General features: G+C 39.6%; 17 protein-coding genes. 13 read left to right on the forward strand and 4 right to left on the reverse strand.

The window, feature by feature from the left end:
* Nucleotides 1-2: 2 nt before the first annotated feature.
* The 6 genes from ACU0NF_RS10980 (at nucleotide 3) to ACU0NF_RS11005 (ending at nucleotide 5,933) form a co-directional block, all read left to right on the forward strand.
* Nucleotides 3-608 carry an alpha/beta hydrolase gene (locus ACU0NF_RS10980; protein WP_445661142.1) on the forward strand — a complete coding sequence of 202 codons (606 nt, stop codon included), beginning with the start codon at nucleotides 3-5 and terminating at the stop codon, nucleotides 606-608.
* A gap of 84 nt (nucleotides 609-692) precedes the next feature.
* Nucleotides 693-1,526 (forward strand): sulfate ABC transporter permease subunit CysT, encoded by an 834-nt coding sequence (gene cysT / locus ACU0NF_RS10985; RefSeq protein ID WP_131268853.1) that lies wholly within the window; start codon nucleotides 693-695, stop codon nucleotides 1,524-1,526.
* Complete coding sequence (gene cysW / locus ACU0NF_RS10990; RefSeq protein WP_445661143.1) at nucleotides 1,523-2,416, forward strand: sulfate ABC transporter permease subunit CysW; 894 nt, start codon at nucleotides 1,523-1,525, stop codon at nucleotides 2,414-2,416. The genes cysT and cysW overlap by 4 nt, the downstream gene beginning before the upstream one ends.
* Nucleotides 2,417-2,427: 11 nt before the next feature.
* Complete coding sequence (locus tag ACU0NF_RS10995) at nucleotides 2,428-3,489, forward strand: sulfate/molybdate ABC transporter ATP-binding protein (protein ID WP_131382901.1); 1,062 nt, start codon at nucleotides 2,428-2,430, stop codon at nucleotides 3,487-3,489.
* A gap of 54 nt (nucleotides 3,490-3,543) precedes the next feature.
* Nucleotides 3,544-4,467 carry a CysB family HTH-type transcriptional regulator gene (locus ACU0NF_RS11000; RefSeq protein WP_445661144.1) on the forward strand — a complete coding sequence of 308 codons (924 nt, stop codon included), beginning with the start codon at nucleotides 3,544-3,546 and terminating at the stop codon, nucleotides 4,465-4,467.
* A 269-nt stretch (nucleotides 4,468-4,736) separates the two neighbouring features.
* Nucleotides 4,737-5,933, forward strand: a complete 1,197-nt coding sequence (locus tag ACU0NF_RS11005) for an outer membrane protein transport protein (protein WP_445661145.1) — start codon at nucleotides 4,737-4,739, stop codon at nucleotides 5,931-5,933.
* 89 nt (nucleotides 5,934-6,022) lie between these two features.
* On the opposite strand, the gene carO is transcribed toward ACU0NF_RS11005, so the two are convergent.
* A complete protein-coding gene (gene carO, locus ACU0NF_RS11010; RefSeq protein WP_445661146.1) occupies nucleotides 6,023-6,736 on the reverse strand; it encodes an ornithine uptake porin CarO in 714 nt (237 codons plus the stop codon).
* A gap of 409 nt (nucleotides 6,737-7,145) precedes the next feature.
* Between carO and dapD the strand changes: the two genes are divergently transcribed.
* The 5 genes from dapD to ACU0NF_RS11035 all read left to right on the forward strand — a co-directional run bounded on the left by dapD (nucleotide 7,146) and on the right by ACU0NF_RS11035 (nucleotide 10,687).
* Nucleotides 7,146-7,967 carry a 2,3,4,5-tetrahydropyridine-2,6-dicarboxylate N-succinyltransferase gene (dapD, locus tag ACU0NF_RS11015; RefSeq protein ID WP_131268847.1) on the forward strand — a complete coding sequence of 274 codons (822 nt, stop codon included), beginning with the start codon at nucleotides 7,146-7,148 and terminating at the stop codon, nucleotides 7,965-7,967.
* Between the two features lie 114 nt (nucleotides 7,968-8,081).
* Nucleotides 8,082-8,792, forward strand: coding sequence for a 7-carboxy-7-deazaguanine synthase QueE (gene queE / locus ACU0NF_RS11020; protein WP_445661147.1), 711 nt, complete (start codon nucleotides 8,082-8,084; stop codon nucleotides 8,790-8,792).
* Between the two features lie 45 nt (nucleotides 8,793-8,837).
* Nucleotides 8,838-9,509, forward strand: a complete 672-nt coding sequence (gene queC / locus ACU0NF_RS11025; RefSeq protein ID WP_445661148.1) for a 7-cyano-7-deazaguanine synthase QueC — start codon at nucleotides 8,838-8,840, stop codon at nucleotides 9,507-9,509.
* 14 nt (nucleotides 9,510-9,523) lie between these two features.
* Nucleotides 9,524-9,934, forward strand: a complete 411-nt coding sequence (locus tag ACU0NF_RS11030) for a hypothetical protein (RefSeq protein WP_131268841.1) — start codon at nucleotides 9,524-9,526, stop codon at nucleotides 9,932-9,934.
* Nucleotides 9,935-10,225: 291 nt separating this feature from the next.
* Nucleotides 10,226-10,687: a peroxiredoxin gene (locus ACU0NF_RS11035; RefSeq protein WP_445661149.1), complete on the forward strand. Its 462-nt coding sequence runs from the start codon at nucleotides 10,226-10,228 to the stop codon at nucleotides 10,685-10,687.
* 222 nt (nucleotides 10,688-10,909) lie between these two features.
* On the opposite strand, the gene ACU0NF_RS11040 is transcribed toward ACU0NF_RS11035, so the two are convergent.
* The 3 genes from ACU0NF_RS11040 to ACU0NF_RS11050 form a co-directional block, all read right to left on the reverse strand.
* Nucleotides 10,910-11,434, reverse strand: a complete 525-nt coding sequence (locus ACU0NF_RS11040; protein ID WP_445661154.1) for a YceI family protein — start codon at nucleotides 11,432-11,434, stop codon at nucleotides 10,910-10,912.
* Between the two features lie 442 nt (nucleotides 11,435-11,876).
* Entirely contained in the window at nucleotides 11,877-12,446 is a 570-nt protein-coding gene (locus ACU0NF_RS11045; RefSeq protein WP_445661150.1) for a YceI family protein, read from the reverse strand.
* A gap of 50 nt (nucleotides 12,447-12,496) precedes the next feature.
* Nucleotides 12,497-13,072 (reverse strand): nicotinate-nicotinamide nucleotide adenylyltransferase, encoded by a 576-nt coding sequence (locus ACU0NF_RS11050; RefSeq protein ID WP_445661151.1) that lies wholly within the window; start codon nucleotides 13,070-13,072, stop codon nucleotides 12,497-12,499.
* Nucleotides 13,073-13,176: 104 nt separating this feature from the next.
* On the opposite strand from ACU0NF_RS11050, the gene ACU0NF_RS11055 reads away from it, so the two are divergent.
* Together ACU0NF_RS11055 and ACU0NF_RS11060 are read left to right on the forward strand one after the other, a co-directional pair.
* The gene (locus ACU0NF_RS11055) at nucleotides 13,177-13,977 is read left to right on the forward strand and encodes an enoyl-CoA hydratase-related protein (RefSeq protein ID WP_445661152.1); all 801 of its coding nucleotides are present in this window, start codon (nucleotides 13,177-13,179) and stop codon (nucleotides 13,975-13,977) included.
* Between the two features lie 106 nt (nucleotides 13,978-14,083).
* Nucleotides 14,084-14,851 carry a nitroreductase family protein gene (locus ACU0NF_RS11060; RefSeq protein ID WP_445661153.1) on the forward strand — a complete coding sequence of 256 codons (768 nt, stop codon included), beginning with the start codon at nucleotides 14,084-14,086 and terminating at the stop codon, nucleotides 14,849-14,851.
* Nucleotides 14,852-15,124 lie beyond the last annotated feature (273 nt).

Genomic DNA, 15,124 nt, shown 5'->3' on the forward strand with positions numbered 1-15,124 from the left:
ACATGATTCATACGGTAATTGTTCCAGGCGTAGGTGGCAGTGAACATACTCACTGGCAATCCTGGTTACAACGACAACTCATGTCATGCTCTCGTGTGCAACAAAAGGATTGGAATGATCCGGTACTTGAAACCTGGATCAGCGAATTTGTAAATACCGTGGCGCCCATTCAGGGAAAGATCCAGATTGTTGCGCATAGCTTTGGTTGCCTCACCACTGTTGCAGCACTGGCTCAGCATCCGGAATTAAATCAAAAAATTAAAAATTTGATTCTGGTTGCACCAGCGAATCCTGCACGTTTTGGTGAAGCGGGTTTCGCACGTGATAGCCAGCAAGATTATCAAGGTTATTTTCACCAGCTTAAAATTGCCGTTCCGACGACTTTACTGATTAGTGAAAACGACCCTTGGTTAAATTTTGAAGATGCCCAATGCTTAGCCCAGGCATGGAAGCTCAACCCGATTAACCTGGGTCAAGTCGGACATATTAATGTTGCTTCCGGTTTTGGTCCATTTCCTGAAATTTATGATTATTTGATTTCAGAAAATGTACTGCAACATATCAATTTTTCTGATGAGAGCAAGTGTTATTTTAAATTTGCAATTTGAAGTCTGCAAACTATGCTTGTGCCGAATTAAATTTTTATTTTTGCTGACTTTATTGGTCAGCATTTTCTCTTTTGAGGAGTAATCATGTCGCAGCGATCCCGAGTGCTGCCAGGATTTGGTCTGTCTCTAGGCTTTACCCTAGCGTATTTATCATTAATTGTTCTTATTCCACTCTCTGCGGTGTTTATTAAATCGCTGGGCATTGGCTGGGACGGTTTATGGGAAATTTTAAGTTCAGAACGTATTCTAAAATCTTTGCAGTTAAGTTTTAGTGCTGCACTCATTGCAGCCTTAATCAATGTGGTATTTGGCTTGTTACTGGCATGGTGTTTAGTACGTTACAGCTTTCCTGGTAAACGGATTATTGATGCTTTGGTGGATTTACCGTTTGCCCTGCCAACCGCAGTTGCCGGTATTGCACTGACTTCTCTATACGCACCTACAGGCTGGATTGGTCAGTACCTGGAACCGATCGGCATTAAAGTGGCTTATACCCCCATCGGGATCACGCTTGCGCTGATTTTTATTGGCTTGCCTTTTGTAGTCCGCACTGTACAACCCGTGCTGAGTGATTTAGAAACGGAACTGGAAGAAGCTGCATCTGCACTCGGTGCCAACCGTTTTCAGATTATTACCAAAATTATTTTACCGATTTTATTCCCTGCTCTTTTAACGGGCTTTGCATTGGCATTTGCACGTGGCGTGGGTGAATACGGCTCAGTGATCTTTATTGCCGGTAACCAGCCTTATGAAACTGAAATCGCGCCACTGATGATTATTTCTCGTTTAGAAGAATATGATTACGCAGGTGCAACCACGATTGCGGTGGTGATGTTGTTAATTTCTTTTACGATTTTATTCCTGATTAACTTGCTACAAGCATGGGCAAGCCGCCGTACAGGGAGAACAGCCCGATGAGCTTAACTACCAATAGCAATGCTTTAGCAGAAAAACTGCAATCCCGTGATGCAACCCGTGAACCAACATGGGTGCGTAATGTTCTGATCACCATTGCGCTGATCTTTTTCTTAAGCTGCCTGATTCTGCCTTTAATTCTGGTCTTTGTTGAAGCCTTTAAACAGGGTGTTGCGGTTTATTTCCAAGCCTTGATCAATCCAGACACTTTATCTGCAGTAAAACTGACTTTATTGACCGCTGCCATTGCCGTGCCCTTAAACGTGGTGTTTGGTGTCGCTGCTGCCTGGTCTGTTGCGAAATTCAACTTCCGTGGTAAATCCCTTTTAACCACTATTATTGACATCCCTTTCTCTGTATCGCCTGTTATCGCCGGTATGATGCTGGTGCTGATTTTTGGTACTCAAGGTTGGATGGGCAGCTGGCTGATGGATCACGACATTAAAGTGCTCTATGCCGTGCCTGCCATTGTGCTTGCGACCATCTTTATTACTGTTCCTTTTGTCGCGCGTGAACTGATTCCTTTAATGGAAGCACAAGGGACTGAAGAGGAAGAAGCCGCGATTGTACTGGGTGCTTCAGGTTGGCAAACCTTCTATAAAGTGACCTTACCGAATATTAAGTGGGGTCTAATTTATGGTGTGATTCTGTGTAATGCCCGTGCCATGGGTGAATTCGGTGCGGTATCGGTGGTGTCTGGACATATCCGCGGCGAAACCAATACTCTACCTTTACATGTAGAAATTCTCTATAACGAATATACCTTTAGTGCTGCGTTTGCGGTGTCCTCGCTGTTGGCTTTACTTGCCATTGTGACCCTGATTTTGAAAACATGGGTTGAAATACGCCAAGAAAAGCAAAACAAACGTAATGAAGATTCACAAGTTTCTTAAGGAATGACATCATGAGTATTCAAGTTAAAAATATTGAAAAACACTTTGGTGCATTCCATGCACTTAAAAATATCTCACTGGATTTTCCAGATGGTCAGCTGGTGGCATTGCTCGGTCCATCAGGCTGCGGTAAAACCACCCTGCTCCGCATTATTGCCGGCTTGGAATCAGCTGATGGCGGTCAGGTGATTCTTGAAGGCGAAGATGCAACCGATGTTCACGTTCGCGAACGCCAAGTCGGTTTTGTTTTCCAGCACTATGCTTTATTCCGTCACATGACCGTATTTGACAATATTGCTTTTGGTTTGCGTGTTCGTCCGCGCTCGACGCGTCCTTCTGAAGCAGAAATCAAAAAACGTGTCACCCGTTTACTTGATTTGGTTCAACTCGGTTTCTTGGCGGATCGTTTCCCGGCTCAGTTATCAGGCGGTCAGCGTCAACGTATTGCCTTGGCTCGTGCACTTGCCGTTGAGCCTCGCGTACTGTTACTGGACGAACCGTTTGGTGCACTCGATGCCAAAGTACGTAAAGAACTGCGTCGCTGGTTACGTACCTTACATGATGAATTGCATATCACTTCTATTTTTGTAACCCACGATCAGGAAGAAGCCTTAGAAGTAGCGGATCAAATTATCGTGATGAACAAAGGCAATGTAGAGCAGATTGGTTCACCTCGTGAAGTTTATGAAAAACCGGCAACGCCATTTGTGTTCGACTTTCTGGGTCAGGCCAACCGTTTCGAAGGTCAAAATCAGCAAGGTATCATCCATCTTGGCGAAGACCGCATTCAATTGCCACAAGTGAAAGATGCACCACAAGGTGAAATCATTGCATTTGCGCGTCCAAACGAACTCAGCATTCATGCGACTCCGCAAGAAAATGCCATTCAAGCCACGTTCTTACGTGAAATCTGGATTGCTGGCAAAGTGCTTGCTGAACTTCAGGATCGTCAAGGTAATTTGATTGAAATTTCGCTTAACTCTGAAGAAGCGAAACTACATCAATTCAAACCGAATCAAACTGTTTGGTTAAGCCCAACGGCATTGCATTTATTTGCCAATGACGTCGCTTAAGAACAAATAGATGGGGCAAAAAAAGCCCCATCCCCTTTTAAGGTATACAGAATCATGAATTTTCAACAATTAAGAATTATTCGAGAAACCGTTAGACAAAACTTTAATTTAACTGAAGCTTCAGCAGCACTTTACACATCCCAATCGGGTGTGAGTAAACATATTAAAGATCTAGAAGATGAACTGGGTGTGCAACTGTTTATCCGTAAAGGGAAACGTTTATTGGGTTTAACTGAGCCGGGTCAGTCTTTGCTGGGTATTGTTGAACGCATGCTGGTCGATGCAGACAATATTAAACGTCTTGCAGATGACTTTAACCGCGTCGATGAAGGTACGCTTACGATTGCAACCACACATACGCAAGCACGTTATGTGTTACCGCCAATTGTGAATCAATTTAAAAAAGAATTTCCAAAAGTACATCTGATTTTACAACAGGCCAGTCCAGTTGAAATTACGGAGATGTTGCTTCAGGGCGAAGCTGATATCGGTATAGCGACCGAATCTTTAACCACTGAAGATAACCTTGCCAGTGTCCCTTTTTATACTTGGCAACACAGTATTATCACGCCACAAAACCATCCACTGGCAAGCAAAATAGATATTACTTTAGAAGACTTGGCGCAATATCCTTTGATTACTTATCATGGCGGTTTCACCGGTCGTTCAAAAATTGACAAAGCCTTTGAAGAAGCAGGAATCGATGTTGATATTGTGATGTCAGCGCTTGATGCCGATGTCATCAAAACCTATGTTGAACTGAATATGGGTGTCGGCATTGTCAATAATGTCGCTTATGACGCAGAACGTGACTATCGTTTAAAACAGATTCCAACCGATATTTTTGGCGTGAACACCACCTGGATTGCGGTACGTAAAGGCCATTTATTACGTGGCTACGGTTATGAGTTTATTTCACTCTGCTCACCAGAAGCGGACATCAAGGCATTAAAAAGAGTTGCCTACCCGGAAGATTAAAGATCACATAATTATTTAAATCAGGGATATAAAATATCCCTTTTTTTTAATTTTAATTAACTGATCTTATTGTTTTACTTATCAGTAATATAAGATATTTTACCTGTTCAAGAATTAAAGTATAAATAATCTTAAATTAGGCTTGCCCATTCTAAATAAAACAGCATAAAGTACACCTGCTGAATAAGAAAAATTCAATTACATGCTGTGTCATCAGGTTTCACATACAAAACATATAAGCGAATTCATTATTTAATTTGGGGTTATTTATGAAAGCTACGGCATTTGGTATAAGTGTGTGCATTTTTTTGCCTACGCACGTATTTTCCGCAGCACTGGAAACTTCAAACCAAAGCGTTGCTATATTTTTACAACCAAAAAATTATGCCGAATTTTCAACCGTATTTGTTAATGCCAATATCTCAGGAAATACTTACCGGCCTGAAGCCAGTAATCCATCGATCTATACAGAAACCTCTACCCAAGACTTCGTTAATCACTTTTATCTATCCAACGTGGCCTTTAAATTACAACTCGATCCCAATTGGTCCGCAGGCCTGATTTATGAGCAGCCTTTTGCTACAGATATCGGTTATGCACTCAATCCCATTGTCATGAGTCCGGATGATTTAGTCAACGCTGTACGTTTTAAATTGGATAGCAATAATCTTACAGCTCTTGTCGGCTACCAGCCAAATCAATCTTGGAACATCTATACAGGCTTAAGTTATCAAAGCTTAAAAACACATTTGAAAATTTCAGGTCAATCAATGGGATTACTGGTCGATTATATCGGGGATCTAAAGAAAGATTCCGCGAGTGGTTGGCTTACAGGTGTCAGCTATCAACGGCCTGAATATGCCCTTCAAAGCTCACTGACTTACCGCTCTAAGATCCAACATAAGCAACGCTTTCAGGAACAAATCAGCACAGTTCCCGCCATCGCTTTACTCAATTTAGCATCCGACCAGAACACAACCATAAAAACTCCTCAATCTGTTAACCTTGAGTTTCAAACAGGTATAACAACCAATCATTTAATCTATGGATCAGTGCGTTGGGTCAATTGGCAAAATTTTAAAATTACTTCACCCTTGATCAGTTCAGATAGTGATACACCGGTCGCTTTAGTGGATTATCAAACAGATCAGTGGAGTACAACTTTAGGCCTGGCCTATGTATTTAATGACAAATTCACCTCTACATTGGATATAGGACTAGATTCGGGTAGTGGTAATCCGGCTTCTACCTTGAGTCCTTCAGATGGTTTTTATAGTTTTGGTGTAGGTGGTTTTTATAATATTCACTCTCATTTATTTATTGCCAGTGGCATAAGATACTTAAAATTTAATAAAGCAAAAATTCAGCAAGATCAAAATGGTTCAGGCAGTTTATTTGGATCTTTATCCTCAGTTAACAATAATGATGCTTTCGCTTATGGGATGAAAGTAGGTTATCGCTTTTAACTAAAGTGTTTAATCTGTAAAATTTAATGTTCATCTTCAAAAACAAAAAACGAGCCGAAGCTCGTTTTTTAAAGAATGATAACTTTAAATTACCAGTGGTAGCTTACACCTACTTTACCGACTGGCAACCATTCGTATTCATCATCTTGTTCAATGTTACGTTCATGCTCTTCCAATAAAAGTTGATCTCCAACTGTACCACCTACACCAGTTAAAGACGCTTTTGGATTACCCGCGTAGTAAGCACCGACTTCACCGAAAACACCCCAGTTTTTATTGATTTTTGGAGCAAAACCTAAACCTACATAAGGAGCAATGTCATTATCATATGAAACTTTACCATTTACTGAGGTAAAACTTGTTGGATTGTCATCGATTTCAATCGTACCTGAACCAGTTCTAGAGGTTAGCTCGTATTCGTTATCAAGATAACCTACACCCGCAGCCATATAGAAAGCTTGAGCCCAACGATTTTCACTAGCACCCCAAGGACGAATTTCTGCATTTAAGTATGCAAGTTTGTTATCCATATCAACGTCATATTTTACGCCGTCTACAGATAAATCATCCGACCAAGAAATGTCACCCCCATTATAACCAAGAGCTAAACCTACATATGGGTTTGCAGTCCAAAGTAACGCACCACCATAACCCGTTGTACCTACTTCAGCACGAACACCTGTCGGAATAAGTTGATTGCGATCAAATGCATAACCATCTTGTACTACTGCGTCGTCAGCCATCGCTGTTCCGGCAATAGCAGTCAGTACAGCTGCTGCTAAAATCGTACTTAAAGTTTTCATCGTGTCTCTCCTCAAAAGGGGTTATTTCATCATTAATGTTTTTTTCGTGTTTAAACTATAAAATATAAAGAGTGCAGGTTTTATTCGAAATTTGCGTGGTTTTTGTTAAATTTTGATACAAATAATCTTTATCGTTGATAAATAGTAATTATTTTTATAGAAATTTTTATAATATTTACTTAAATAGATACATCTAACTTAATAAGATATTGCCTTATTCACTGTATTGTTTGCGTTGTGTTAACGCACTGATGCTTGACAAAAATCTCGAATATATTGCTCACATTTTGTTTAGCAGCGCCATTCCCAGATCTTTAATAATTAATTCCGATCTAAAGCCACTTTTTCATCTATTTTTGTCTCAATATAGTGTAAAATCTTGGAAAATTTTTTTTGGAAATGGAAGATCATGTCTCAGCTTTCAACAATCATTGAACAGGCTTTTGAAGACCGTGCAAATTTCACAGCGGCTGATTGCCCTGCTGAAGTTCGCAGTGCTGTAGAAGAAGCTATTGCTGGCTTAGATAACGGCTCACTTCGTGTAGCTGAAAAAATTGATGGTGAATGGATTGTTCACCAATGGCTTAAAAAAGCAGTTTTGTTATCTTTTAAATTAAATGACAACAAGCCTATTGAGTCATGTGACCTTCGTTTCTATGACAAAGTAGATACTAAATTCAAGGGTTGGACTGAAGAACAGTTTAAAGCTGCTGGCGTACGTGTCGTACCCCCTGCTGTAGCTCGTAAAGGTTCTTTCCAGGCGAAAAATGTTGTATTGATGCCGTCTTATGTGAACATTGGTGCATATGTTGACGAAGGTACAATGGTTGACACATGGGCAACTGTGGGTTCATGTGCGCAAATTGGTAAAAACGTACACTTGTCTGGTGGTGTAGGTATTGGTGGTGTTCTTGAACCATTACAAGCGAACCCAACGATTATTGAAGACAACTGCTTTATCGGTGCACGTTCTGAAATCGTTGAAGGCGTGATCGTTGAAGAAGGTTCTGTGATTTCAATGGGCGTATTCATTGGTCAATCAACCAAGATCTTTGATCGTGCAACTGGCGAAATCCATTACGGCCGTGTACCTGCTGGTTCAGTTGTTGTGTCTGGTAGCCTTCCATCTAAAGATGGTACTTGTAATCTTTATGCGGCAATCATCGTGAAAAAAGTTGATGCGAAAACTCGTGCTAAAACCAGCTTGAACGATTTATTACGCGAAGACTAATATGTCTTAAGTCTGTTACGGAACTTTAACTGTTCCTCGTCTCTACGGTCAGACATGATCGTAGAGATTTTTGTTTTTGTACTCTCATGTTTTTTGGTGTGGTAATTTTTTGTTATGAATACTCTTCGATCTTCCGCTATTCCTGTTTCTGATCCGTCTGCGGGTTTACGCATCACGGAGATTTTCTATTCATTACAAGGTGAAGCCAATGCTGCAGGTTTACCCACGGTTTTTATTCGTTTAACCGGTTGTCCTTTACGTTGTACTTATTGTGATACCACCTATTCCTTTGAAGGTGGTGAACGTCAATCACTAGACGACATTATTAAAACAACACTCGATTTTAAAACACCCTATATTTGCGTGACGGGTGGTGAGCCGCTTGCTCAACCCAATGCCCTGCCTTTGATGCAACGTTTAGCCGATCTTGGCTGTGAAGTATCGCTAGAGACCAGTGGTGCTTTAGATGTGTCTAAAGTAGACCCTCGTGTTTCGAAAGTACTCGATTTAAAAACCCCAACTTCTGGTGAAGTTGCACGAAACTTGCTTAGTAATCTTGACCATTTAACTTTGCATGATCAAATCAAGTTTGTGATTTGTAACCGTGAAGATTATGAATGGTCAAAACAACAGGTTGAACAATACGAATTAAATAAAAAAGTCAGCACCGTCTGGTTCTCTCCGGCTTTTGCAGTCGAAAAAGGTGTGGTTCGTTTGCCTCAACTTGCGCGTGATTTAGCGCAATGGATTTTAGAAGACCATCTCCCTGTTCGTTTCCAGTTACAATTGCATAAATTGCTCTGGAACGATGAAACTGGTCGTTAATTTATTTCTGTTATTGAATACTTATATTTGTTTGGAGATTTGAATATGCGCCCTCGTGCCATAGTTTTGTTATCTGGCGGCTTAGACTCAACAACTTGTTTGGCTTGGGCGCAAGCACGTTATGAATGTATTGCTTTAAGTTTTATGTATGGTCAACGTTCGACCACCGAACTGGATGCGGCTCGTGCACTCACGCAACGTGCCGGTGTAGAACATCGTGTCATTAATATTGATTTAGGTAACCTTGGCGGCTCTGCGTTAACCGACCACAGCATTGATGTACCAGAACATGAACAAGAAGGTATTCCTGTAACTTATGTTCCAGCACGTAACACAATATTTCTGTCTTATGCGCTCGCTGCAGCGGAAGTTTTTGGTGCCGAAGCGATTGTCATTGGAATTAATGCCGTTGATTATTCAGGATATCCTGACTGTCGACCTGAATTTATTGATGCTTTTGAACGCATGGCTCGCCTTGCAACCAAGGTCGGCGTGGAAGGTAAATCTCTTAAATTTGAAACACCTTTGTTACATTTATCCAAAGCAAATATCATTCGCTTAGGTATAGAACATGGCGTAGACTACAGTCAAACGGTGTCTTGCTACCAAGCAGACGACCAAGGACGTGCTTGTGGCAAATGCGATAGCTGCCGTTTACGTAAACAGGGTTTTGCTGACGCGGGTATTGCAGATCCAACACGTTATATACCGTCATAACAGGGTAACAGTACATGAAAAATTTGAAATCAAACATTATTCTTTCTACATTAGTTTCAGCTGTAGCATTGATGACAACTGCTTCAAATGCTGCAGAAACAAACAAGCTCCAAGAAGCTTATAAAAGCACTAATGTAAAATCTGCTTTAATTAATGTTTGTAAAAATGAAACAGGTAAAAGCAAAAAATTATCATCTGCAGAGGTAAGTAAATATTGTACTTGTGCAGTTGAAGCTGACGGTAAATTAACCAATGCTCAAAAATGGGAAATCCAAAGTACCATCAACCAAAAGAAAAGCCCTGCAACTCTAGCTTTTGTTCAAAAACAAAATAAAGATCTTCAAGCTTGTTTTGGTCCACAACTTACAGGCAAGCTTAAAAGCTTAACTGAAGAAGCAATGAAATCTGCTCAAGCTAAAAAATAAGCTGACTTAGATTGAATAAAAGCCTGCAGATATGCAGGCTTTTTTATATCTGGATCATGTATACACCATCCATGAAAACCCTACCCCATCTTTAAAATCTGTAGTTTCTTAAACTCCTTTCAAAAAACCGTTATCTGCTTTTAAGAATCAAAAAATTCAGTATTTTATGGAAGATATGTTGTTATTTAAATCACCAATTACTGTACCTAACGGTGATATTCTATATCATGAAAATTATGCCTTTTTAGCACTCAAATGAGATCGCGATTCAATTTAATCAAGGATTAAAGCATGACTGAAAGTATTCAATTGCCAAACCAGACCTTTATGACCACGACGGGTGAAGTTAACTTGTCTACACTCCCATCAGAATGGCTGATTGTGTATTTTTATCCAAAGGATTCAACCCCCGGTTGTACTACCCAAGCGATTGGCTTTTCTTATTTGAAAGATCAATTTGATGCTTTAAATACCACAATTCTGGGTATTTCACGCGACTCGGTTAAAGCACACCAAAACTTCACCGAAAAGCAGAATCTGACCATTAATCTCATCAGTGATAAAGAAGAAATATTGTGCAATCTCTTTGATGTAATTAAAGAAAAAAATATGTATGGCAAACAAGTGATGGGCATTGAACGCTCAACCTTTATTTTCCATAATGGCCAGTTAATCAAAGAATACCGTAAGGTCAAAGCTGCAGGTCATGCAGAACAAGTATTAGAAGACTTAAAAGCTTTCCAGGCAGCTTAATAGCCCTGTTACTGGATAGCTCTGTTACTGGATTTATTTATAAGAGCCCGAAAAATTTTGGGCTTTTATTTTGCCTCTTTTTTAAAGTCTTTTATGCAATCAAAATTCTTGTATTTATTCTGCCCTGAGGACTTTTAAATCTAGACTAAAATAAGCGTGCAGTACTCTATCGCCATCAATAGGATGGATAAAAAAATCTGTTAAACACTGGTCATTATATTCTTAGTTAGCTGCACATTGGCCAGAAAGCTCAAGATTTACTTTCTCCCCCACGCCTCCAATCCCTTTTCTCATACCAAAATCACTGCGGTTAATCACCGCAGAAGCCTGGACATCGAGTAAATTAACATTAGTCAAATTAGGTTTAAACGTCGTCACAAAAGTCACGGGCTTGGTCACACCACGCAAGGTTAAATGCCCCAAAACATTAAATTTACCATTTCCCAAGTCTTTAAATTGGGTACTTTTGAATCTTACAGTCTTGTATTTTGCTGCATAAAATAAGTCTTCACCCAAAATCATGCTTTTCAGCAAGGGTTTATTGAAGCTCAAACTGTCTACATCCATAACCAGATGGGTCGATGCATTTTGCGGTGCTTTAATATCAAATTCCATGCTGGACTGAACTTGATTAAATTTGGCTTTGACCACCGTAAGTCCCATCGACCTGATCTCAAAACCAACATTACTTTGGGGCGTTAAAATCCATGATTGGGCAAAGGACGAGCTGCTTACCGCCAAACCCATTGCTACGATAATAAGTCCATTTTTTATTGTTGTTTTCAAATTTAAATCCACCTTTTCTTGATTGCCTGTTGATCGGATTTAGACACACGGTCCAATCTTAGATTAAATTTGTCTTAAGTTTTCGAATTTTCATTTTAGTTATTTTTATACCAGTTTATTGAAGTTTTTGTAAAACCATTAATGACTAATGGACAAAATACTCGACCTAAGTTCTGTGTAACAATTGGCTCGATATCGTATTTTTAGTTAATATGATTTTGATTTTTAAAAATTTTAACTTTAAAAAATAACTAATTATTTTAAGTTCAATGATACCTTTAAAACTCATCAATTGCTTAAAAATATAGTAGCGTATAACACTAAAAAAATTAAAACGATGCTATAAGACTATAAAAATTCGGAAATCTAAAAAATACTTTAAGTCATTTTTTAAAGATGTGAACTATCGTTTTTTCCATTGTCCATTCACCTCAATATTCACTTGTTCACCTATACCACCGAATGCTTTTTTCATCCCAAAATCACTGCGATTCACCACTGCTTTAGATTCAACATCCAAAAATTGTGGATTGGTCGTATTAGGTTTTAAGACCGTATTTAGGGTTACGGGCTGGGTTACACCGCGCAAGGTCAAATCCCCTTTTATACTATAGTGATTATCGCCTAAAGCTATAAATTCATGACTATTAAAAGTCGCAGTTGGATATTTCTCTGCATAAAATAAATCTTCATCCAAAATCATGTTTCTGAGTGAAGGCTTGTTTAAGCTTAGGCTATTTATATCCAGTACAAACTCTGCTGAGGCGTTTTGTGGTACTTGTGGATCAAAGCTCATACGGGATTGAACTTGATTAAATGTACCTTTCACTATAGAAAAACCCATCGACCTGATATCAAAACCAACATGAGTCTGGGGGGTCAGTGTCCACTCCTGGGCATGTGCTTGAACCGCAATACTTAGGCTCATTACTCCCGCAATGAAAACACTTTTCATGGTGGTGGTGATATTCATCTTGTCCACTCCTAGGTCGTTTCAATTTCTTGCTCCGACTTAAAAGCTTACTAAGATTTTTCAAGATTGGTTTTATCTTGTGTCAGGTATTTGTGCTGCAATTGTTGATAAGTGGAGGTATTCCGAAATTTGTGTAAAAACTCACTGGTGCCCAGTGGAAAAGCAGATTCGATAATTTCGCCACGATAATACGCTTCACGCAGCGGCGTCGCTGAAATTGCTCCAACCAAGCTGGCAAGTTCTACCATCTCCCATTCTGGAAAAAGCTGCAGATAGTATGAAGATTCATCCTTAAAATGACCAATTAAGCCGACTTTAGTTTCTGGCTCTACCACTTCTGACACCAGGGATTGCACCAGTTTTTGCCATTTTTCATCGTCATAGACATCAATCACATGAACAAACTTGATCCGCTTTTGGTCTGCGGCTGAAAAGTTGGACAAAATCATCTGTTCACGTTCAGAAGCACTAAACGGATTTTTAATATTGCGTTCATTCTGCGCAGAACCGAGTGCCAAAATCACATTCTGGCTTTGCTCTAAAGCGATTTTAACCGTTTGCATATGTGCCAGATGAAAAGGCTGAAAGCGACCAATGAAAACCAGATAATCAAATGTATAGTTCATAACAGATCATATTTTTTATGACTCGTGAGTTGTGCCGCCCCAATAAATATGCGACATAATAAACGCCATAAAACTAAATTAAATTTTAAAGCAAGGATAGTACGATGACACTGAGCTGTATTCAACAACCTCATGAACATTTGGATGCGAATTTAGAAAATGGCGTACTGACCTTAGCCATTAACCGACCAAAAGCAAAAAATGCATTATATGGCGAATTATACCTCTGGATTGCCAAAGCTTTGGATGAAGCTGATCAAAATAAAGATGTTCGTGTAGTGATTTTACGTGGTGCTGATGCTGACTTCAGCGCCGGTAACGATATGCAGGACTTCATGAAGTTTATTCAAACACCACTTGCAGGCAAAGCTGGGGATGCTCCTCCATTTGTGGTTTTAAAATCTGCGGCAAAATTTTCCAAGCCTTTAATTGCAGCGGTTCGTGGTGTGGCCATTGGTATTGGGGTGACGCTTTTACTTCATGCTGACCTTGTCTATAGTGATCACACAGCCCTGTTCCAGATTCCGTTTGTAAGCCTTGGTCTTTCTCCGGAAGGTGCTTCGAGCAAGCTTCTTATTCAACAAGCGGGTTATCATAAAGCGGCTGAGCTGTTGTTTACTGCACAGAAATTTAACAGTGAAAAAGCCTTGAGTGCAGGTTTGGTCAATAGCATTGAAGAAGATGTTTATGCGACTGCACTTAAACAGGCACAGACTTTGGCAGCGCTTCCATTGGCTTCAATTAAGCAAACCAAAGCTTTAATGAAACATAACTTGCAGGAAATTCTGGACTGTGTAGATGATGAAGCTGAAATCTTTATGAAGCGTGTGTCTTCGCCAGAAATGGCTGAGGCGGTGGCTGCATTCATGCAAAAGCGTAAACCAGATTTTGCCCAATTTAATTAATTGTTTTTATTGTTAAATAAAAAGCCACTGAATGATGACACTATTCTGTGGCTTTATACTTTTTAATAGATCTAAATTTCAAGCTTTAAAATTTGAGTGAATAGCGATGACCGATTCAAACGAAACCAAAACTGAAAAGAAACGTTATTTTGAGCCAGCCCCGACAGATATTGATGTCGAAAACTTTAAAAAAGTCGTGCAAAGCCGTCGTTCGGTACGTAAATTTACTAAAAAACCTATTCCTGCTGAAGTGCTGGATGATTGTTTAGACCTTGCCTTGCTTGCACCAAACTCATCCAATTTACAGCCTTGGACCTTTTATGTGGTGCAGAACCCGACTAAGAAAAAGCAATTGATAAAAGCTTGTTTAAGTCAATTGGCAGCAAAAACAGCTTCGGAATTAATTGTTTGTGTAGCACGTACCGACCGTATTGATGAAATGGCGAAGATGAATATTTCTGAGTTTCCATTTACTGAAGCGCCTGCTGCCGTGCAGAGGTATTACAAGTTTATTCCATATAATTATAAAACGGGTTATTTCAATGCGCTGGGTAACTTTAAGAAAGTTGCTTTTAAAATTGCACGTACGCTGGATAAGCAATTGCCAGTGACTGCTTTTAACCCAGCAGATGCAAGACTTTGGGCAAGCAAAACCACAGCTTTGGCTTGTGAAAATCTGGTTTTAGCTTTAAGAGCTTATGGTTTTGATAGCTGCATGATGGAAGGTTTTGATGAGCCGATGGTTCGTGAAATTCTGAAATTAAATGACGAACAGTATCCAGTCATGGTGATTGGTGCAGGTGAACGTGCTAAAGACGGCGTGTTCTTCCCACAGTATCGTTTTGATCGTGAGTTATTTATTCAGAAGGTTTAAGTTGAAGCCTGGTATTTATAAACATTAAATATTTTAATCGGATAGATATGTTGTGACATGGATGTCACGTAATTTATTCTTTATTTGCTAAGGTCTGTAATGGGAGATAGATCTCAACCGAATCAAAGCCAATTAAAAAACAGCACTTATCTTTAAAAAGCAGTAAGTTGGATTAGGGTCTGTTGACATTTGTTGCTTAAAAAAATAGCGAGGTAGTAAAATTAAATCGCCAAACCCAATTTTACTCTCGCTATGCCTCGTACAATGCTGAAT

This window comes from Acinetobacter sp. F16, assembly GCF_052712855.1.